The sequence below is a fragment of the Granulicella sp. WH15 genome, from assembly GCF_009914315.1.
Lineage (GTDB): Bacteria > Acidobacteriota > Terriglobia > Terriglobales > Acidobacteriaceae > Edaphobacter.
The window spans coordinates 935,262-953,299 of record NZ_CP042596.1 but is presented as its reverse complement, the minus strand read 5'-3'; the positions used below and the strand labels follow the sequence as shown (position 1 = coordinate 953,299).

20 protein-coding genes and 1 pseudogene are annotated in these 18,038 nt (G+C 55.0%); 7 read left to right on the top strand and 14 right to left on the bottom strand.

Annotated features, from left to right (window positions below; all coding sequences use genetic code 11):
- Positions 1–28: 28 nt before the first annotated feature.
- Positions 29–973 carry an oxidoreductase gene (locus FTO74_RS04095; protein ID WP_162536996.1) on the bottom strand — a complete coding sequence of 315 codons (945 nt, stop codon included), beginning with the start codon at positions 971–973 and terminating at the stop codon, positions 29–31.
- A gap of 71 nt (positions 974–1,044) precedes the next feature.
- Positions 1,045–1,992, bottom strand: coding sequence for an SDR family oxidoreductase (locus tag FTO74_RS04090; protein WP_162536995.1), 948 nt, complete (start codon positions 1,990–1,992; stop codon positions 1,045–1,047).
- A 180-nt stretch (positions 1,993–2,172) separates the two neighbouring features.
- Between FTO74_RS04090 and FTO74_RS04085 the strand changes: the two genes are divergently transcribed.
- On the top strand, positions 2,173–2,610 hold the full coding sequence (locus FTO74_RS04085; protein ID WP_162536994.1) for a helix-turn-helix domain-containing protein: 438 nt from the start codon (positions 2,173–2,175) through the stop codon (positions 2,608–2,610).
- A gap of 179 nt (positions 2,611–2,789) precedes the next feature.
- Here FTO74_RS04085 and FTO74_RS04080 read toward each other — a convergent pair whose 3' ends face one another.
- The 3 genes from FTO74_RS04080 to FTO74_RS04070 all read right to left on the bottom strand — a co-directional run bounded on the left by FTO74_RS04080 (position 2,790) and on the right by FTO74_RS04070 (position 4,740).
- Entirely contained in the window at positions 2,790–3,140 is a 351-nt protein-coding gene (locus FTO74_RS04080) for a hypothetical protein (protein WP_255462492.1), read from the bottom strand.
- Positions 3,141–3,298: 158 nt separating this feature from the next.
- The gene (locus tag FTO74_RS04075; RefSeq protein ID WP_255462491.1) at positions 3,299–3,976 is read right to left on the bottom strand and encodes an NAD-dependent epimerase/dehydratase family protein; all 678 of its coding nucleotides are present in this window, start codon (positions 3,974–3,976) and stop codon (positions 3,299–3,301) included.
- Positions 3,940–4,740, bottom strand: a complete 801-nt coding sequence (locus tag FTO74_RS04070; RefSeq protein ID WP_162536993.1) for an SDR family oxidoreductase — start codon at positions 4,738–4,740, stop codon at positions 3,940–3,942. The genes FTO74_RS04075 and FTO74_RS04070 overlap by 37 nt, the downstream gene beginning before the upstream one ends.
- A gap of 138 nt (positions 4,741–4,878) precedes the next feature.
- Here FTO74_RS04070 and FTO74_RS04065 point away from each other — a divergent pair, with 138 nt between their 5' ends.
- Positions 4,879–5,505 (top strand): helix-turn-helix domain-containing protein, encoded by a 627-nt coding sequence (locus FTO74_RS04065; RefSeq protein ID WP_255462490.1) that lies wholly within the window; start codon positions 4,879–4,881, stop codon positions 5,503–5,505.
- A 163-nt stretch (positions 5,506–5,668) separates the two neighbouring features.
- Here FTO74_RS04065 and FTO74_RS04060 read toward each other — a convergent pair whose 3' ends face one another.
- Positions 5,669–6,028, bottom strand: a complete 360-nt coding sequence (locus FTO74_RS04060) for a nuclear transport factor 2 family protein (RefSeq protein ID WP_162536992.1) — start codon at positions 6,026–6,028, stop codon at positions 5,669–5,671.
- Between the two features lie 109 nt (positions 6,029–6,137).
- On the opposite strand from FTO74_RS04060, the gene FTO74_RS04055 reads away from it, so the two are divergent.
- The gene (locus FTO74_RS04055; protein ID WP_162536991.1) at positions 6,138–7,013 is read left to right on the top strand and encodes a MerR family transcriptional regulator; all 876 of its coding nucleotides are present in this window, start codon (positions 6,138–6,140) and stop codon (positions 7,011–7,013) included.
- A 132-nt stretch (positions 7,014–7,145) separates the two neighbouring features.
- On the opposite strand, the gene FTO74_RS04050 is transcribed toward FTO74_RS04055, so the two are convergent.
- Positions 7,146–7,787, bottom strand: a complete 642-nt coding sequence (locus FTO74_RS04050) for a TetR/AcrR family transcriptional regulator (RefSeq protein WP_162536990.1) — start codon at positions 7,785–7,787, stop codon at positions 7,146–7,148.
- 91 nt (positions 7,788–7,878) lie between these two features.
- Between FTO74_RS04050 and FTO74_RS04045 the strand changes: the two genes are divergently transcribed.
- Positions 7,879–8,688: an SDR family oxidoreductase gene (locus FTO74_RS04045; protein WP_162536989.1), complete on the top strand. Its 810-nt coding sequence runs from the start codon at positions 7,879–7,881 to the stop codon at positions 8,686–8,688.
- Between the two features lie 191 nt (positions 8,689–8,879).
- On the opposite strand, the gene FTO74_RS04040 is transcribed toward FTO74_RS04045, so the two are convergent.
- Both FTO74_RS04040 and FTO74_RS04035 read right to left on the bottom strand, forming a co-directional pair.
- A complete protein-coding gene (locus FTO74_RS04040; protein ID WP_162536988.1) occupies positions 8,880–10,250 on the bottom strand; it encodes an ATP-binding protein in 1,371 nt (456 codons plus the stop codon).
- On the bottom strand, positions 10,247–11,011 hold the full coding sequence (locus tag FTO74_RS04035) for a response regulator transcription factor (protein WP_255462489.1): 765 nt from the start codon (positions 11,009–11,011) through the stop codon (positions 10,247–10,249). The genes FTO74_RS04040 and FTO74_RS04035 overlap by 4 nt, the downstream gene beginning before the upstream one ends.
- 287 nt (positions 11,012–11,298) lie before the next feature.
- On the opposite strand from FTO74_RS04035, the gene FTO74_RS04030 reads away from it, so the two are divergent.
- A complete protein-coding gene (locus FTO74_RS04030; protein ID WP_162536987.1) occupies positions 11,299–12,297 on the top strand; it encodes a hypothetical protein in 999 nt (332 codons plus the stop codon).
- A gap of 275 nt (positions 12,298–12,572) precedes the next feature.
- Here the strand turns inward: FTO74_RS04030 and FTO74_RS04025 are convergent, their stop codons facing one another.
- The 5 genes from FTO74_RS04025 to FTO74_RS04005 form a co-directional block, all read right to left on the bottom strand.
- The gene (locus FTO74_RS04025) at positions 12,573–13,535 is read right to left on the bottom strand and encodes a reverse transcriptase family protein (protein WP_162536986.1); all 963 of its coding nucleotides are present in this window, start codon (positions 13,533–13,535) and stop codon (positions 12,573–12,575) included.
- Positions 13,495–13,827, bottom strand: a complete 333-nt coding sequence (locus FTO74_RS04020) for a helix-turn-helix transcriptional regulator (RefSeq protein ID WP_162536985.1) — start codon at positions 13,825–13,827, stop codon at positions 13,495–13,497. Before FTO74_RS04020 ends, FTO74_RS04025 begins: the two co-directional genes overlap by 41 nt.
- 60 nt (positions 13,828–13,887) lie before the next feature.
- Entirely contained in the window at positions 13,888–14,100 is a 213-nt protein-coding gene (locus FTO74_RS04015; RefSeq protein WP_162536984.1) for a hypothetical protein, read from the bottom strand.
- A gap of 361 nt (positions 14,101–14,461) precedes the next feature.
- Positions 14,462–14,953: a DUF4411 family protein gene (locus tag FTO74_RS04010; RefSeq protein WP_162536983.1), complete on the bottom strand. Its 492-nt coding sequence runs from the start codon at positions 14,951–14,953 to the stop codon at positions 14,462–14,464.
- Position 14,954: 1 nt separating this feature from the next.
- Positions 14,955–15,989 carry an ImmA/IrrE family metallo-endopeptidase gene (locus FTO74_RS04005; RefSeq protein WP_220399071.1) on the bottom strand — a complete coding sequence of 345 codons (1,035 nt, stop codon included), beginning with the start codon at positions 15,987–15,989 and terminating at the stop codon, positions 14,955–14,957.
- Positions 15,990–16,785: 796 nt separating this feature from the next.
- Here FTO74_RS04005 and FTO74_RS03995 point away from each other — a divergent pair.
- Both FTO74_RS03995 and FTO74_RS03990 read left to right on the top strand, forming a co-directional pair.
- Positions 16,786–17,403: pseudogene (locus FTO74_RS03995) on the top strand (TIGR03435 family protein).
- Between the two features lie 78 nt (positions 17,404–17,481).
- The gene (locus FTO74_RS03990; protein WP_162536980.1) at positions 17,482–18,030 is read left to right on the top strand and encodes a hypothetical protein; all 549 of its coding nucleotides are present in this window, start codon (positions 17,482–17,484) and stop codon (positions 18,028–18,030) included.
- Positions 18,031–18,038 lie beyond the last annotated feature (8 nt).

Genomic DNA, 18,038 nt, shown 5'->3' with positions numbered 1-18,038 from the left:
AATGGGACCTCTGGTTAGGGTAAGGATGCTACACAACATCGGAGAGTGCGCCGAATTTCACGCCCGTCAGGCGCTCAGATTCTAGCCAAAGCCGCTTCGCAACCGTTTCGTCCAGCGCATTTTTCGGAATCGACGCAGCCCTCGGATTACCCTTCGCCTCCATGAAGCCGTCCGGGCCGTAATACCCGCCGGCGACTGCTTCCGGGGCAATCGCCGCATACAGCGTTGGTAATGCCCCGTGCGCAGCATCTTGTGCAAGGAACGGCTTCATCACTGCCAACATCATTAGTTGTGCCCGTCCCAAATGAGGCGCCTGAAGATTGGTCACTGCGTATCCGGGATGTGCGGCTGTGCTCAGAATGGGAGACCCGACTGCCTTCAGCCGCCGTTGCAACTCCCGCGCGAAAATAAGGTCGGCCAGCTTCGATTGCGCATACGCCTGCATCATCGGCTTATACACGCGTTCACCCTGCAGATTATCGAACTCGATTTTGCCTTGATTACTTGCACCACTCGCTACCGTCACCACGCGCGAGCCCGCCCTTTGTTTCATCGACGGCAGCAGCAGCCCGGTCAAGGCAAATGGCCCAAGATAGTTCGTCGCAAACTGACGCTCAAACCCATCCTCAGTTATTTCACGCGTCGGCAGCGCCATTACGCCCGCATTGTTGATCAGCAGATCGAGCGATTGTCCGGGAAATCGTTCCATCATGCGGTTCGCGAAAGCGTGGACGGAAGCTTGCACGGCCAGGTCGAGTATCTCTGGGTAAAGCTGCGCGCCCGGGACCTGCTTCAGAATGCGCGCGGCTGCATCGTCTGCCTTGGCCTGCGTCCTCGCGGGCAGAATCACTTCTGCGCCCCTGCGGGCCAGCGCCAGCGCCGTCTCAAACCCGATGCCGCTGTTTGAACCCGTTATCAGAGCCCTGCGCCCAACCTGCGAGGGAATATTTGCTGTAGTCCAATTCGTCTTCATGGGGCTATCTCCAAAGTTGAGTGTGGGTTGGTGACGGTGAGCGCTAAATGCTGGTCAGGCCCGCTTTGCCACTACGGCAGGCTCGTGCCGGTGAGTCGCTCGGCCTCGCTCCACAGCCGGGCTGCGAGCTCCATTGACCGCCCCGACCGCGGGATGGACGCCCGATGTGTCCGACCCACCATCGCCCACCAGCGGGGGCCGTAGTACGCGCCTTGCTCGGCTTCCGGTGCCGTCGCAGCGTACAGCAGTGGCTCCGAGCCGACCTCGACCCCCTGCGAGGGGAGCACGGTCCAAAGGGAGATGCCCGACGGACCGATGCCGGAGTTACGGATCGGCTTCAACTGCGCGTCGGTGCTGCGGCCGAGGTTCTTACCCGCGGTCTGCAGGTTGGTGCGGGTGAAGCCGGGGTGCGCGAGGGTGCTCTTCAAATCCCAGCGGCGCTCCCCGGCGACGGCAGCCAGATGCCGGGCGAACAGCAGGTCCGCGAGCTTCGAAGCAGCGTAGGCGCGAACGGGTGAGAAGCGGCGGCGCGTCCAGTTCAGATCCGTGAAGTCGAGCTTCCCGAAGTTTGCGGTGCCGCTCAACATGGTCGCGACGATGGCGTGGGGCTGCTCGAGCAACCGCGGCAGGAGCAGGTTGGTCAGCGCGAACGGGCCGAGAAAGTTGGTGCCGAACTGGAGCTCGAACCCATCCACGGTTTCGTAGCGCTTCGGAGGCGCCATCACCCCCGCGTTGTTCACGAGCGCATGCAGCGGCTTCTTGTCCTCGATGATCCCGGCAGCAAACGCCCGCACAGAGGAGAGGTCGGCGAGATCGAGGCGGCGCACTTGGATGGCAGCGCCCGGAGCATCGCGCAGGATCTCAGCCCGCGCCGCCTCGCCCTTCTCGGGCGACCGGACCGCCAGGATGACCTCGGCGCCTGCGAGGGCCAGTCGGCGGGCGGTCTCTCGGCCGGTGCCACTGTTCGATCCGGTGACGATGAAGCGGCGGTCGCGCTGTGTGGGGACCTGATAGAACATGGCGTTCTCCTCGTGAGGTTAAGAGACCATCGGTCTGGCGGTGCTTCTCGATAACAGACCGATGCTCTCTAAGGGAATAATCGCTGTAGTCCGATTCGTCTTCATGGATGTACTATTACGCCGATAGTATCCTTTGGCAATAAGGCACCTTTTCTTCCTGTACACACCTTGAGGTAACTAATGAAGAAATCCACGAAAGAATCGAGACTCACCTGGGAACGCATCAAGGATTTCTGCGAGACACTGACCGAAGCCGAAGATGCACTCACACGCGAAATGATTTCCCGCATATCCGACAAGTGGTCGCTCTGGACCATGGGCGTGATTGCCGAACATAGCCGGCCCATGCGCTTCTCCCGCATCATGGATCAGGTCGAAGGCATCAGCCAGAAGTCCCTGACGAAGACGCTCCGCGGACTGGAACGCGACGGACTCATAACCCGCGAGGTCTTTGCCGAGGTTCCACCCCGGGTTGAATACACCATCACGGCTTTCGGCTCCGAGATGCTCGACAACGTCGCTCCGCTCTGGCTCTGGGTGTCGACAAGCGTTCAGCGCTTTCAGGGTTGCCAAGCCGCGTTCGATCGTCGCGGACTGCGGCCCGGAAAGAATAACTGAGGTTGAGATGGCGAGCGCGTGAAGGATCAACGAGCGCTGATTGATGCCGGCCTTGATCATTAGTCCCGACAAACGCCCTTCTCGTCATCTGAGTCTGTCACTTCTCACAAGCTGCCTTGTCGGGATCGATCAGGTGTGTGGAAATCGGCCAGCGGCAAGGTTGCAGAGTTCTATCTGGTCTAGTGCGTCCCGATATAAGTGGCAGCTAAGGCAGCGAGGATCACAGAAAGCGACGATGAAACAAGCTCCTCGCCCGTTGCATAGGGATAGTCTTTCCCGGCTGTGACGTATTTGTTTCTGCCCTCTCTACTCCAAAGGCGGTAATGCGCTGCCATGGTGAACGGATGAGAGGCAATCAATACATACCCGGCTCCCAGGACCATGCGCGAGAGCCAGAAATATGAGCCTGTCGCGATCGGCACCACGATCAGGCAAATGACTGTCGCGAGCAGGCTCATGATATTGAGCACGTCCGGTATTGGTATCCAGGTCGCCCTCCCGCCGTCGCCGAGGTTGATCTCTCGATTCACCCGTCACCCGAACGCGGCAAACTGTAGCGCGATCAACGGTGGAGCAAGCCTGTAGAGAGTGTCTGGGGTCATAGCAGCGCCAACATTTGTCATAAAGAATGAGACTCTCAAGTAAGGATTAGAGAAGCTGTCCATATAGCGTCTTCATCGTCGACGCGTCAGACTAAGCTTTCGGCATAACGAAAATGGCGGCCCGGCTCTGCTGCCGTGACAGCATCCAGGATCGCCGCCGCGATTGTGGGCGCGGGATTGATGTGAAACTTCTTTGGGAGAATCGGCGCAAAGATGCTCATCAATCGCAACGCGACGCCTTCACTGAACCGCGGTTCGTCCCGCTCTCCGCCGATGAGGCTTGGTCGAACGATGGTGAGTGATTCGAAGCCCACTTGCTCGATGTCTCGCTCGATCTCGCCCTTGATTCGTGGATAGAACATCGCAGAGTTGACAGAGGCGACGCTCGCCGAGACGAGGACAAAAGTCTTGACTCCATATCCACGTGCAGATCGCGAGAATGCTAGGGGCAGCACGTAATCCACTTCGCAAAATGCCTCTTTGGAGCCAGCCTTGCCGATCGTCGTTCCCAGCGCACAGACGACGCCGTCAACTCCTTGAGTTGTATCGAGCAGCGACTCCAGACGATCCGACACAGGATTGATGAGCTTTGGATGAGGCGCCAATGGTTGGCGGGTGGGCGCGATCACACACGTAATGGCAGGATGAGCAAGAGCCTGCGCCAATACATTCTTTCCCACCAGACCCGTGGCGCCCAATAGCAGTATCTTCATCGTCGAGCTGCTTTCTATTTCACCATTGCTTTTACCAGCAACCGTCGCCATGCCGCATCCGGTAAGAATCGGTTCATCCAGAAAAATGGGCCGGGTTTGGCGAGGTAACGTAGCCGATTGCTAGAATCATTCGCAGCGCGGTAGATCACCTTCGCCACCTCTTCCGGTCTGGCCCCTGTTGAGTTTCCTTTTGCAAAGACACCCAGAAACTTATTCATGCTTGCTCGGTACGGGTCGCTCACCGCTATTTGCTTGCTGCCCTTGCCAAATTCGGTAGCAATGCTGCCGGGTTCGACCATCTTGACGCGGATATGAAACGGCTCCAACTCGTAGCGCATCGATTCGCTAAGACCTTCTACTGCGAACTTTGTTGCGACGTACGTCGAGGCGTACGGAAGGGCAAAACGGCCGACGATGGAAGAGATGTTGAGGATCAAACCTTCGCCCGCGCTCCGCATGAACGGAAGAACCTGCTGCGTGACACGAATCAGTCCAAAGAGATTCGTCGCAAACTGCTGTTGAATCTGATCGCCATCAATCGCTTCGATGGGGCCGAACAAACCGTACCCTGCGTTGTTCAGTAGCACATCGATCTTCTGATAGCGGTCCAGCGTAGCGGTTATCGCCTGCGCGATGGAATCCGCATTGGTCACATCCAGAGCGAAGAGGCTGATCTGGGGGTGCTGAAGTACGGGATCAGCCTTGAGCGGGTTGCGCATGGTTGCGGCCACGTTCCAGCCTCTTTCGGCGAAGTAAAGCGCCGTCGCTCGCCCAATGCCGCTGGATGCACCTGTGATCAAAATTGTCTTTGCCATAAAACTCCTCGCGGCGGTTGCCGTGTTCGTCACACCGAATTCGCAGCAAGGGGTGTCCCCGCCACGGCATTCTATTCAGTATAGACATACCGTATGGTATTTCGGTTGCAAATAGTTTTCGTGCGTTATTCTGAAATCGTGCCTAAAGCGATCAAGCAGAGATTGACCCGCCAGGAAAGCCGGCTTGAAACCAGAACAAAGCTTCTGGATTCAGCGGCACAACTGTTTGCGAGGGACGGTTATGAGGGCGCGTCGGTCGATCTGATTGCGGAGAGCGCAGGCTTTTCGAAGGGAGCGTTCTACTCCAATTTCGACAGCAAGGAAGCTATTTTCCTGGAGCTTCTCAACGCCCATAAGCGGCGCGAGATCGATGCGTTGGCGCGGCTTCTGGAGCAGGATATTCCTGCGTCTGAGCTTGTTTCACTGATCCGCAACTCTGAAACTGGTCGTGTCTCTGATTTCGACTTCGGTTTACTTTCGGCTGAGTTTCAGTTGCAAGCCTGCCGCGATAAAACGTTCGCGAAGACCTATGCCAAGCTACACCGCACGCACGTGGACACCATGGCCGGACTGATTACCAAGCTGTTCACCAAGCTTGATCGGACCCCACCGTCCGAGCCAAGGGATCTTGCCGAGATCATCATGGCGTTGACCACGGGTCTTTCTTTACAGCGAACGAGCGTGCAAGGACCGCTGCGAAAGGGATTCCTTACTGCAGCGATTCTTCTGGTTCTTGGCCTTGACCGTACCGAAGGAGATAGGTAACCGCAAACGCGCATTCGGCATCTGGCAGACACTTCATATGAGCGGACCTCCCACTATTGAATTGACTGGGCTGCTGGCGGACAGGTTGGGAGAACTGCGCCTGTCCGCCGGAACGACTAATCCAATGTGATGCTTCAGGCGTTTGAAATCACAAACTTTGCTGCTAGAACGGAGAGGGTTGATTGAGAATGATCACGAGACTGACGATCTTGCTATCTCTGACACTGAAGTAGCTCGTCAGGATCAACTCTTTGGGAAGATTCGTCTTGTCGTACTGGCCGTCATAGGCACCCCTAACGATCGTGTCGCCGTAATGATCGAGTGCCTCTCGTACTTCAATGGTTAATTTGTCGCCAACCACTTCCTTCTCGACCCAACGCCGGATGGCGTCACTACCAGTAATCTCCCGTTTGTTGTCGTTCACGTATGCGTCCTTGGCGAACGTTGCCATGATTGCGTCCGTATCGTGCGCGTTCACGGCCCTGTTGTATTCGGCGATGATGCCTTTCAGTTCGATTCCCATTCGCTTCCTCCTCCTGAGGTAGGACAATCATCGAGGCGGGCCCGATGGGAGAGTCAAGACGCATTCGAGCATTTGACTCTCCCCCAGGGGGAGACCTGACAATGGCTTCGTGCCAGCACTTCTTGGAATCGGGAATTTCGCTCAGGCGACCCACCTCAGCATCAAGACGCTCCGCCGCTACCACGAAAGTGGTCTACTGGAGCCTGCAAACGTGGACCCGCAGACGGGCTATCGAACGTATACGACAGCTCAAATTCCAACCGCTCAAATCATCCGCCGATTCCGCGATCTGGACATGCCATTGCCCGAAATACGGGCAGTCCTCACCGCCCCGGACTTACGCGCCCGCAATGACCTGATTACCGCGCATCTTGGTCGCCTGGAACAGAGTCTCGCCCGGACACAGAGCGTAGTGGCATCCCTGCGAGACCTTTTGGATCAACCAGTATCCGCACCGAGCTTCGAACACCGCAGTATCAAAGAGGCATCTGTAGCCGCAATCACTGAGGTACTTGATGTTAAGGACGCTCTCTCGTGGCTTCAGGGCGCCCTCGGAGAACTCCAGGCCACGCTTGCAGTCCAACGTCTACCCATCACTGGAGCTGCTGGGGGAATTTTTTCAAATGCTTTGTTCTCGGAAGCACATGGAGAAGCGACGATCTTCCTACCCTGCGATGGGACAGTGCGACGGCTTGGGCGAGTCATCCCGTTCGTAGTGCCTGCAACGGAAGTTGCGGTTGTTGTACACGCTGGGTCGCACAACAATATTGATCTTGCATATGGCGCATTAGCTACCTATGTCACACAACATGCACTAGCAGTAGACGGCCCCATACGCGAGTATTACGTGATCGGGCCACAAGAGACTCCTGACGAAACTGCATGGCGGACCGAGATAGCGTGGCCCATCTTTCAAACCCAGCGCGAAAACCGAATCGATTCTCTCGATTCCCGCAAAAAGCGCCAGACGCGTCCACGGCCTTGAAGCGGAACGCCGCAGGCGGAAAAGGGGAAACGTGCAAGAAGCAGGAACAAGGCTGTTAAGAAACCTCCCCTTATGGGGATCACTGGCAAACAATCGCCCCAGTAGCAAAAGCACTCGTCCGTTAGAGCGAAATTACAGGATTCGGGACTCGATCAGAATCAGCATCTGAGCTGCTTTGGTCTTCGCGTGCCGCAAGAGTGCCTCCTCCTCAATAGGCTGGATTCCGAGCAAAACAGATTCGAACCAGCCCGAGCGCAGTAAGCCAACGAAGGTATTCGCGGCGCCAAGTGCGTCCTTGATCTTCCAACCCTGCGACGAGCTCCATCGCTTCAGGTATTCCACCATGAGCGTGTTGCGACCATCGACAACCTCTTGTGAGTACTGCGTACCAAGTTCAGGGAACCTCCCTGCATCGCGTAGTACAACGCGGTAAAGCGCTACCTGTTCAGTTGACAAAGCATGTCGCAGGTATTCGATTGCAGCAAGGTTCAAGCCGACGCGCGGCGCTTTTTCGGGCCAGCTGCGCTGCACGGGGCGGCCGCCCTGAGCTTCTGTGGAACAAGCGGCCTGCATCACCGCAAGAAACAGATCGTCCTTGTTCTCAAAGTGGCGATAGACCGTTTTAATGGAAACGCCCGCGCCCTTCGCGATACTGTCCATCGAGGTATCCGCGTATCCACCGCTCAAGAATGCCTCACGGGCGGCACTCACGATCAGGTCACGCTTCCTCTTCATCAGCGAGGCCTTTGGGTCGTTGTCCTGCCAAGTTTTCAAGGTCGCTCCGAAGCAAGTTTCTTGACACATCATACGACAACGCATAGTGTTATACATGCGACATCAATCGTTGTCGTATAGAGGTTTAAAAATGGTCAAACAAATCAGGTTTTCCTACAAAGGAAAGTTTGCCCTTGTAACGGGAGCGTCGAAGGGCCTGGGCAAGGCCTATGCGGAAGAGCTGGCCGCCCGGGGCTCGAATCTTGTGCTTGTGGCACGCTCGAAGTCGGAGCTGGAAGCGTTGGCTGAGGCGTTGCGCCGCGACTACAAGGTACGAGCTGAGGTGATTCAAGCTGACCTGGGAGACTTGTCTGCGCCTTCTCGGATCGTCGAAAGCCTGGAGCGGATGGGCATTGAGCTCGATTTGCTGATAAACAACGCCGCTGTGGGCTATAGCGGAAAGTTCTTCAGCAGATCCGTTGAAGAGGAGTTGACTCCCGTGATCGTAAACGCGCACAGTCTCGTGGCGCTTATGCACGTTCTGGGAAAAAAGATGATGGCGCGCGGAAGTGGCGGCATCATCAACGTCGCCTCAAACGGAGCGTTTCAACCTATTCCATACAACGCGACCTATACCGCGACGAAGGCGCTCGTTCTTCTGCTCAGTGAGGCCGTGGCGCAGGAGATCAAAGGTTCTGGTGTCCGGGTGATGATCGCAAGCCCTGGCCCTACGGCGACGGAGTTTTTCACGCAGAGTCCCACGACGGTTAAGCTGGAGAAGATGGACTCCGCCCAGAGTGTCGCGCGCCGGACTCTGGATGATTATATACGGGGAAAGGTCCTATCGTATCCGGGCCGCTTTAGCACTCGCGCGGGAACCTGGATCAGTCGCATCCTCCCACGCGAGTTAACGACTGCACTTGCGGGACATATATCCAAGAGCATGGGATTTGACCGGTAGTAGGTGGTCAAGATGAGTGCAAGCCCAACTGCTTTACTCTCAGACAGCTCCTCATAAACGCCCTTCTCGTCAGTTGCGATTGCTGACGAGAAGAGCGTTCAGCTGAATGGAGATGACAATTGGTGAGCGCGCCGGCATGCTGAAACAAACTCCACTATGCTGACAATTTTGGGGGATTATCGTTCTGCTCTTTACACCACGAGTGGCAGCTCCAGTTCTACGATAAGGCCACCATCCAAAGCATTCGCTGCGCTCACGCTTCCACCATACGTACGCACGATGCGCTCAGTGATTGCAAGTCCCAGCCCCGCACCGATGATCGCTTCACCGGTGGGTCCAGGTATCCGGTAGAAAGGAAGAAAAATCTTCTCAAGATGTTCGCTGGATATACCCGGGCCATGATCTCGGACCTGAATTACGACCCGAGAAAGATGAGGAGCGCGGTGCTTTCGTATAGTGATCTCCACATTGGTGCTGGATTTCGTGTGTCGAATGGCATTGCGGACCACATTCTCGACCGCTCGACGCAGTTGTTCTCTCTCGCCCACTGTACTGCATACGTCGTCGAAATCGATCCGCACAGCACAGTTCTTGGTCTGCGCTTCAAAGTTTCCATCGACCGCAACTTCCTGAACCAGACTACTCAATTCGACCGTTTCTTTGCGGCCCGAGTCACCCCTACTGTCGATTCGAGCCAAGGTCAGGAGTTGGCCGATCAATTGATTGAGGTTTTCCACTTCGAGAGCAATCCGGTCTAAATATTCTTCTCTCTCTCCGGGAGGACATTGACGAAGCAATCCTTCGGCGACACTCAGGCGTGCAAGAGGCGATCGTAATTCGTGAGAAACATCTCCGAAGAGCCGCTGCCGTCCCTGCACCAATGATTCGATCCGTTCCGCCATACGATCGAAGCTCAAGCCCAGATACCCAATCTCATCACCTCGTAGCCGGACCTTTGGATCACTCCGTGTATCGAGCCAACCGTCGGTAATTCGCCCCGCGGCCCAACTCAATTGCGCGATTGGAGTAGCAATATGGCGAGCTAGCCAAAAACAAAAAACTCCTCCAACCGCCAAAATTGCGAACAGGTCTAGCCATGTTTTGTAACCAAGGTCGGCGAGTAAACCAACGAGAGGTCGATCCGTGAAGTCGACGAGGATCGTATATCTATGCCCACTTGCTCCGATCACCTGTTGGGCAGCAAGTCCCTTCCAGCCCGTGAATTTGGTGACGAGAGGCGTATCTATCATGGCTGTCTTCGCAAATTCGATAGCCTTGGCTGGCGGCCGGCGGTTCAGCACATCATTCCAGTTTTCGTCCAGGAGATAAGGTTCGCTGTACCCATCCTGTACTATCTGATCGAAATGATGCTGCAAAGCGGATTTACCTTCGCGCTCATAGATATCGGTGGCGTGTGCCGCTTCGAAGGGGAGCAAAACCGTCAATCTATCTACCAACGTTGCGGCTGAGCGAGTAATCGGCACAATGATAGCCAACGTCACCCCAACGATCACAACTGCCGTCCAGAACCATAGAAATATCTTCAGGAACAGGCTTTTCATTTCGAGTCATCTTTCCCGGATCGATCAGGCAAGGCATAGAGATATCCGACGCCACGAATCCCCTTGATTCTTTCGCTGCCATCCGAGGCATTTCCCACTTTTCTGCGTAGACTCCACACATGGGTGTCGATGCTCCTGTCAAACGGGGAAAACTTTCGCCCAAGCACATCTTTGGTGAGTTCTTCGCGCCCCACAACAGATCCTGCCGATTGCAATAGCCTCTGGAGCAGGTCAAACTCAACAGTCGTCAGATTGAGCATCTTATTTCCATACCGTACAGTTCTGGCTCCAGCGTTCAACTCCAGATCGCCCAATCGCAGGGACGTGGATTCTGAGGGGGCGACGGCCGTATTCTCAGAAGCTGCTCTACGCAGGATGGCCCGAATACGGGCGGAGAGTTCACGAGTGTTGAACGGTTTCGGCAGGTAGTCATCAGCACCCATTTCCAAACCGAGAATGCGGTCAAGATCATCGCCCCGCGCCGTGAGCATCAAGATGGGCGTAGCGGATTTTATGCGGATTCGCCGGAGCACTTCAAAGCCGTCTAACTCCGGCAGCATCACATCCAATACGACCAGATCGTAGTTTTCTGTCATTACACGTTCGACACCGAGTCCACCCGTGTGAACTGTGTATACGGAATATCCTTCTGCCCCCAGGAAGCGTGACACTAACTTACAGAGTTCGGCGTCATCATCGACGACCAGAATGCGTGCGGCAACCGAGTCCGGTTTGTGATCTGAACCCACGCTCGCGCTCACTCTATTCACTCCGAATCTCTCTCAAGAAATTATTGTAGGCCTCTGCGATTGCGCACACTGTCAAAGACTGTCAAGCGTGCGGCCTTCTATCTTGACAATTCTTGACAGTCGCTTGACCCAACTAGACGCAAGTTTCACTGCCTTCCGAGTCAAACTTCCAGTAGTGCAAACGACCTCTATACCGAGGGCGAGATGGCATATCGGTGGACAGCGAATGGCTTCACTGGCAACGCACATTTCCGACCGACGCATGGACCAACTGGCTAGCACTGCTTCAAAGGAGATTTATGAAAACCCTGACTGGTGCTTCGCTGGCCCTTATCCTTCACTCCTCTTTTTGTGTGCCAACCCCTCTCTCAGCTATATCCGTTCAGGCCATCACCCAAGATCCTTCAAATCTCACCTCTGCCGCAGTCTGGCAGTCCACCAAGGCTGAACACATCTACGGATTGCCTGACATCAAGCACAACAAAAACGGCACATTGACGCTCCACACGGATGCTCTTACCTTCACAGCGAAGTCGGGCAACATGTCAATACCACGTAGTTCTATAACGGCAGTGAGCGCAGGCAATCAGAGAGTCGAACTCTGGGGTATCGAGGGAAGACTGCTGCGTATGGCGATTCCTAATGGTGGAGGTCTCGGAGCGGCTGCCTTCATGCATCACCGTGTAGACCTGCTTACTGTCGAATTCAACGATCGCAACGGCGGCAATCATACTGCGGTCTTCTTCCTGCCCTCGAACGAAGCAGACCACGCTCTTCGGACCTTTGCCCTCGCTCCTGCTGGGCGTCGGCAAATCTCAAGCGTCGGCTGCCAAAATGCCCCAGTTGAACCCAGGAGCGTACTCGTCTCTGCTCCGAACTGGGATAACGCTGCGGTGCCGGCTGCGTATCGAGGACTTGTGTATGAGCATGTGGTCGATCGCCTCCGTCGCAAACAAGATATCGGGCATGTGTACAGAGACGGCGAAAACGATGGTCACGGTGTATGCCCTCAGTACACCGTTCATATCTCTATTGTGACGTTCAAGGAGGGTAGCTCAGTAGAACGCGCAGTCTTGGGACCTATTGGCGAGTTTGTTGGGACTACACAGATGAAGTTCGACGTAACGATCACTGACGCGTCAGGAACGCTAAACATCAGCAAGCAGATAACTGCCACGATACGAGGCGAAGTCGAGAGCACAGACGTCGCGGATCACCTCGCAAAAACTGTGGCCAAACATTACGTCAACGTGTTGAAAAATGCCGCCAAGGGCGCGACGGATGCCCCTAAGTCCTAATGGCAATCTTTGCCAAAGCGTCGATCTGCAGGAAGCTTCGCGACAAAGCCATGAGTAAAGTTTCTCGCTACTCCTAGCCTGGCGCCGCTCGTTAATGCAGCACGGGTTCGTATCTCTAGCATGAGGTGGCAGCACCAGATGGTAATCGAAAGATGGATAGGCTCGCTAATGTCTTTTCGGCGATTTGGAGGGTGAAATCACCTGCTGGCAATTCGGTGGCCGCTAATGTCTTGTGTAGAAGGAGGATAAAGATGAAGCGTCCAGCCTTGTGAGAGCTATTTGAGGATTACGCTAGACTTTATCGCGTGGCGCCTGACCTTTGCTGCATCCCCCTTGTGGATCGTGGCAATATGCGCGATTCGGGCACTAAGATTTCGACGATATTTTTCAAGCTCGCCAGGCTCCAAAGCTCCGATAGCCAACCGAAAAATTGCAGCGCGAAGTTCACTCATTTTTTTGTGAGTGACCCGAACTTCAAACCGCCCAAGTCGCGTGCCCGTGATGTTCTTCTGGTCTTTCGGTCCGAAAATCTCTCGCTTGTCTGGCGCCATCTTGAAGCCATGCGCAGCCAGTGTCGCTCTCACTGTCTCCATGACGGTGTGCGCAGCAACGCCCGAAAAGATTAGATCATCCACCCACGTAGTGATCGTGAGACCGGCCTGCTCACTTGCCAGGCAGATGGGCGCATAGATTGATGCAAGAAAGATATTGGCGATTGCCGGACTAGTGGGAGCCCCTTGCGGGAGATGCCAATCGAACGTGGTGAGTTCTGTCAGTAACCTCGCAATGGGTGGAGGACACCCCAGCACCACGTTCCAAACGTAATAAACATGCTCACAGGTGATATTGGGGTAGTAAGAAGAGATGTCCATCCGTACCACGATGGAACTCTGATTTGGGACATGCTCTTTTGCATGTCCCAGCAATGTTCTGCCGGATACCGCGCCGAACATATAGGCAGGAAGCTCAACCCGAGACAAAACGGTAGCGAGGATTCGCCTTTGGATATCCTTCAATTGTTTGACGGGATCGTCGATCTGTCTGTATTTGACGGGTTCGGATGCCTTGAGACGCCGCAGCTTTCCAGGATATGGATGCTGCTTCTTCGGAATCTTAAAAGGACGGTAGAGGCCAGCTCTGCACTGAAGCAGGACAGCTAAGTCGCCCCTCTTTATGCCGAGCCGATGCTCAAGGTCACTAAGGCTTCCCACTATCGGTTTTGTCTGCGGAAGATCCATCGTCATTTTTAGGTGTGTTCAGTAGTAGCTGTGTGAGTTGTTTCGCCAGTCCGAGAACTTGCTCTTCATTGATGTTCTTGGAGTCTTCTTTTTCAACTGCAAGCAGCGTTAGTAATGGGAAAGGTATCTCCAAAGCGTCCGAAATGCTTTGAAGAGTTTCAACTGTTGGCTTTCGTTTGCCGCCTTCGATTAGCGAAAGATAACTTCTATCAAGCCCGGTCCGGTCTGCGAGTTCCCCTTGGGATATATCGGCGATGGACCGTGCAATCCGAACTGCTTTGGCATATTTCATATGGTCCTTTTGGAGAAGAATCACCCCCCGTTAGGAATGACTGTTTCACTTCGGCCGAAGTCATTGCAAAATCTTCGAGACTGTCAGCGCGACTTCCTCAACGATGCGATAGACCTCATCGCGGCTCATCTTCGGTTGCCGTTGCAGGCTCTTGAGCTTGCGGATTTCTTTAGCAAGTGCCCTCTGTTGTTCCGACCCCAGTTCGTTGGACTGATCTCCCAGCATCCCTTTTAGGATTTGGATGCAAGAGTCAAGGTACTTTGATTGATTCATAGATTGCCCCTTTCCGGCTGATGCCGGGCGTGTGTCGGTAAGCCAGAGGTAGGCAACGAATGGAGTCCGGGGGGTGCATCTCGGAGCGCGCTCAGCGCTAAGGCGTGAATAGCAAGAGATAGAAGATACCCATCACTTCGGCCATTTACGGACGGGTTTCAAACCCCGCTAGGGGTAGTGGGAAACACTACCGCCTCATAATGCCCTTATGGGGCGCCTGACCTATACAACACACAGAGCAGTTATCAAAGACCTTGAAACGCAGACGGTATCGCCTGCCCACTTCCAATATGCAGGAGGCAGGACAGCGTGTCAACACAAAAAATGACTGACAGCAACTAAAATTGCTGTACCGAGGCGATCAAGAGCCAATCTTGAAGTTCAACTCTCGATAGAACTCAAAATCATTGATGGATCGAATGCCGAATGTTTTGCAAACATCGGGAACCCTTCGATTCGCCCGCTGCTTACTGGGAGCGGAGACTTCCTTCGTTACGACGGTAAAGTTCGCAACGTCGGCCAATGCGTATCCAATAAGAAAAGGGTCTTGCCCGATCTCTTCGATCTCGCTGTCGTTCAAGTCCGACGCATACCCCTGCGTAAGCACCAAATTAAGGTTGGCGGGATCGATCTTCTGATCGAAGAGCATGGCTTTCGAGATTGCGGCGTCGGTCAACCAGTCATGCAATGGGCCGGTCGAAACAGCAATTTCACCATAGATTTCATAGGGAACCTTTGCGGCGCCCGCTTCTCCCAATGCGGCAAGCCACGTCCAGAACTGCGGAATTCGATCGATGGGGTAGTAATCCTCATGGGCGCGGATCATGACGTTGGCATCAAGAAGATAGAGCACTCTAGCGCACCGCCTCGCGAGCGAACGATGCAGGGCTCTTCTCGTATCTACGCAGCAGGGGTTCGACTGAAGATGGGTTTACGCCGAGCACCTTCGCTGCCTTTGTGTGGGTTAGCCGGCTCTCGCGCAGCGTGCGGCGAACAACATCAATCAGGGCGGCTCCAAGCCTGCTCTGTTTGAGCACGTAGTAGCTCGGTCCCCCTTCCTTAAGCTGGTTGGCTGCTTTCGTGTTGGCTTTATACGACGACCAACGGGCCGCATACGAGCTGCTCAGATCCCGGTAAAGGGATGCAGTAATCCAACCCATCCGCCGGAGCCGAAAAGCAACGAGTGGCTCGCTGACGATCCAGTGTTTCGCCACTTCCTCGATATAGCGGCCAGCGGACACTTGATCGCCACGGGCGAGTTCCACCGGCCTTTGGAGAGCGAAGCTTTTCGGAAGCAGCACAAGTCCAGCTACATCGTTGCAAAAGTGCTCAACCCGTCCTTCTTCGGAGTTTTCCTTCACGGATTCGGGAGAGCCGCTTACACCGCTCTGGCCAAGATAGATATGCGCCAGCTCATGAATGAGAGTGAATGAGCGAGCGGTTCTCGCATCATGGTCGTTGATAACAATGAAGGGTGCAACTGGATCTGCAAGCGCGAATCCGCGAAAGACCTCTTCGCTGAGCGCGGAGTGATGCGAACCAAGATCTCCCACAAGGAGAACGAAAACCCCAAGCTCCTCAGTCGCTGTCCTGAGCCGCTTAAAGAAGTCATCGGCTGTACCGCCCCAATCTGTGCGTCGTGTCGGCAGTTGCAGTGCAGTTGAAATACGTTGCGCGACGGTCTCGGCTCCATCGGCGAGTGAGGAGGACGAGACAAACCTTTTTAGATGTGCCTCATCTAGGTCTTCCAGAAGACCTCGCACCATCTCTTGACGTGCTTTGACGTCGCGAAGAAGGGCATCGAGCAGTGCGTTGTCGCGTGGCGAGACCTCCGCGCCCGTAGAGCGAAAATCCTCTCCACGCGGCCCCTTGTGTGGTGGGGTCGTCATGTAGAAGGCAAGAAGAGGCCGCCGATAAGTCTTGGCGATCCTACTCAGTTGCGTCCGAGTCGGGAGACGCGCGCCCCTCTCCAGTTCAAGGAGTTTATGCTCGCCGCTTTCGCTCTTGGAGTCCCCAAGGGCGAGACGCTTCGCCGCGTCTTCGACAGCGAGTCCAGCAGACTCTCTTGCCCAAACGAGGATAGCCGGGTTGATCTGTTCTCCTTGCGGCATAATATGAACCTTGTCGAGGCCGGGCGATAGGCCCCGAGATCCCCTTAAACGAGTATATGAAATCCTTCGTTCCGTATGGGCACTGGCCATCGTTTTGCGGCAAGTTGAGGCGATTCAACGCCCTCGGCCTCGGCCAGGGAGCGTGAAACCAGGACCCAATGATCCAAACCCACCGCCCTGTGAGCCCACTCCGCCTTCTACGCCGCAACATTGCGGCGTGGGTCCAGTACCCTTCCGACCGTCGATATCTGGAAGGGGGTGTGCATCACTGAACGAAGCCGTCTCTAGCCACCGTTACTGATGCACACCCCATCCCTTGGGTCGTTTCCGTTGAAAATTTCGACACTACCGGAGATTTCGCGACCCGGATCCTCGGGTGTGCCTTTTGGCGTAAGCGCCGCGCTCAACGTGCGGTGACCGTCACGGTTCCTGACCGTCGGGCGCTAGGTGTATGAGTAGTGGTTTTTATTCTTCGACCACTACATAGCGACCAGCCATTAGACGCATTTTTATTCCCGCGCTCACGATTTCTGTTTTTTGAGAAAAGTGGCTGAAGAGAGGTAGCAATGTTCTGGTGGGGGTACATGGGGGTATTTCAAGCAACTTAATTTCAACAATTTACAGAACGATCCGGCTCCCTCACCTCAAGGGAGGCCCGGCGTGGATGGACAGCGATCGCTTCGATGTCGAAGCCAAGACCGACCACGCTTACAATCTTGACGACCTGCACACGATGTACTAGAACCTGCTCGCCGACAGGTTCGGCCTCAAGTTTCATAAGGAGACAAAGGAAGGTCCCATCTATGCCCTCACCATCGATCCTGCCGGACTGAAGATGAAGGCCAACACGACCCCGCAGGATTTCAATATCCCGGTCAACGGTCCCCCGGAGCATGTCGTCGGAACCCGTGTCCCGATGAATTATCTATGCTGGTGGCTGGGCCAGGTACTGCAGAACGACGAACGTCCCGTCGTCAACATGGCAGGGCTTGACGGCAACTATGATTTCACTGTGGCGTTCACGCCGGTGCTCCCGCCGGGCGTCTCTGCCGATAACCTGTCGGAGAACTTTCGCGATCTTCCCTCCATCTTTACCGCTCTGCGCGAGCAGATGGGCTTGAAGCTGCAACCGCAGAAAGGGCCGGTCGAGTATTACGTCATCGACCACGTTGAAAGGCCCTCGGCGAACTGATTCCGTGGTGCAACATTACTGCATTTGGCTTATATCGTCATTGCAAGCAGTGTCTCGACTCTCTCTAAGATGGTGTCCATGCCAAGGATCGCTTTTCTGCTCGTGTGCTGCTGTATCTTCTGCACTGCCTGTAAAAAAGATGCGGCGGTACACCGTTCGACGCCGCCTAAGGAAGCAGTGGCCGCTTCGCCAAAGCCTCATAGCGCAATCGACCTGCCGCCGCCAATAGAGTCGATCATCTCCAGCTATGCGGACGAGTGTAAGCAGATTGGCGGAACCCTGAATGGCGAGGTCAGAGTTCCGGAGATAACGACGACCGATCTGGATGCGGATGGAAGACCTGACTACATCCTTAATCCCAAGAACCTGCAGTGCAGTGAGTCAGCAAGCCTCTTCTGTCCCAATGCGGGTTGCGATTTCAGGATTGCGGTCTCGGGCAACGCATATCGGGATGCACTTTCCGTAGCAGGTGGAGAGGCGAAGATTACAGAAGGTACTCACGGTAAAGTTGTGGAGATATTGGTCCAGAGCTTCCACTGCAAGGGAGCGAAAAGAACGGACCAGTGTGTCGACTCCATTGCATGGTCGAATCACACATTAAACGAAGAGTTTCGAATAAGACACTGAAATAGCTT

Coding starts and splice junctions, on each gene's coding strand:
- FTO74_RS04040 (WP_162536988.1), bottom strand. CDS start 10,250: ATGAAAAGCCTGTTCCTGAAGATATTTCTATGGTTCTGGACGGCAGTT.
- FTO74_RS04005 (WP_220399071.1), bottom strand. CDS start 15,989: ATGACGACCCCACCACACAAGGGGCCGCGTGGAGAGGATTTTCGCTCT.
- FTO74_RS04090 (WP_162536995.1), bottom strand. CDS start 1,992: ATGTTCTATCAGGTCCCCACACAGCGCGACCGCCGCTTCATCGTCACC.
- FTO74_RS04075 (WP_255462491.1), bottom strand. CDS start 3,976: ATGGCGACGGTTGCTGGTAAAAGCAATGGTGAAATAGAAAGCAGCTCG.
- FTO74_RS04030 (WP_162536987.1), top strand. CDS start 11,299: ATGAAAACCCTGACTGGTGCTTCGCTGGCCCTTATCCTTCACTCCTCT.
- FTO74_RS04045 (WP_162536989.1), top strand. CDS start 7,879: ATGGTCAAACAAATCAGGTTTTCCTACAAAGGAAAGTTTGCCCTTGTA.
- FTO74_RS04085 (WP_162536994.1), top strand. CDS start 2,173: ATGAAGAAATCCACGAAAGAATCGAGACTCACCTGGGAACGCATCAAG.
- FTO74_RS04025 (WP_162536986.1), bottom strand. CDS start 13,535: ATGGATCTTCCGCAGACAAAACCGATAGTGGGAAGCCTTAGTGACCTT.
- FTO74_RS04020 (WP_162536985.1), bottom strand. CDS start 13,827: ATGAAATATGCCAAAGCAGTTCGGATTGCACGGTCCATCGCCGATATA.
- FTO74_RS04070 (WP_162536993.1), bottom strand. CDS start 4,740: ATGGCAAAGACAATTTTGATCACAGGTGCATCCAGCGGCATTGGGCGA.
- FTO74_RS04060 (WP_162536992.1), bottom strand. CDS start 6,028: ATGGGAATCGAACTGAAAGGCATCATCGCCGAATACAACAGGGCCGTG.
- FTO74_RS03990 (WP_162536980.1), top strand. CDS start 17,482: ATGCCAAGGATCGCTTTTCTGCTCGTGTGCTGCTGTATCTTCTGCACT.
- FTO74_RS04015 (WP_162536984.1), bottom strand. CDS start 14,100: ATGAATCAATCAAAGTACCTTGACTCTTGCATCCAAATCCTAAAAGGG.
- FTO74_RS04095 (WP_162536996.1), bottom strand. CDS start 973: ATGAAGACGAATTGGACTACAGCAAATATTCCCTCGCAGGTTGGGCGC.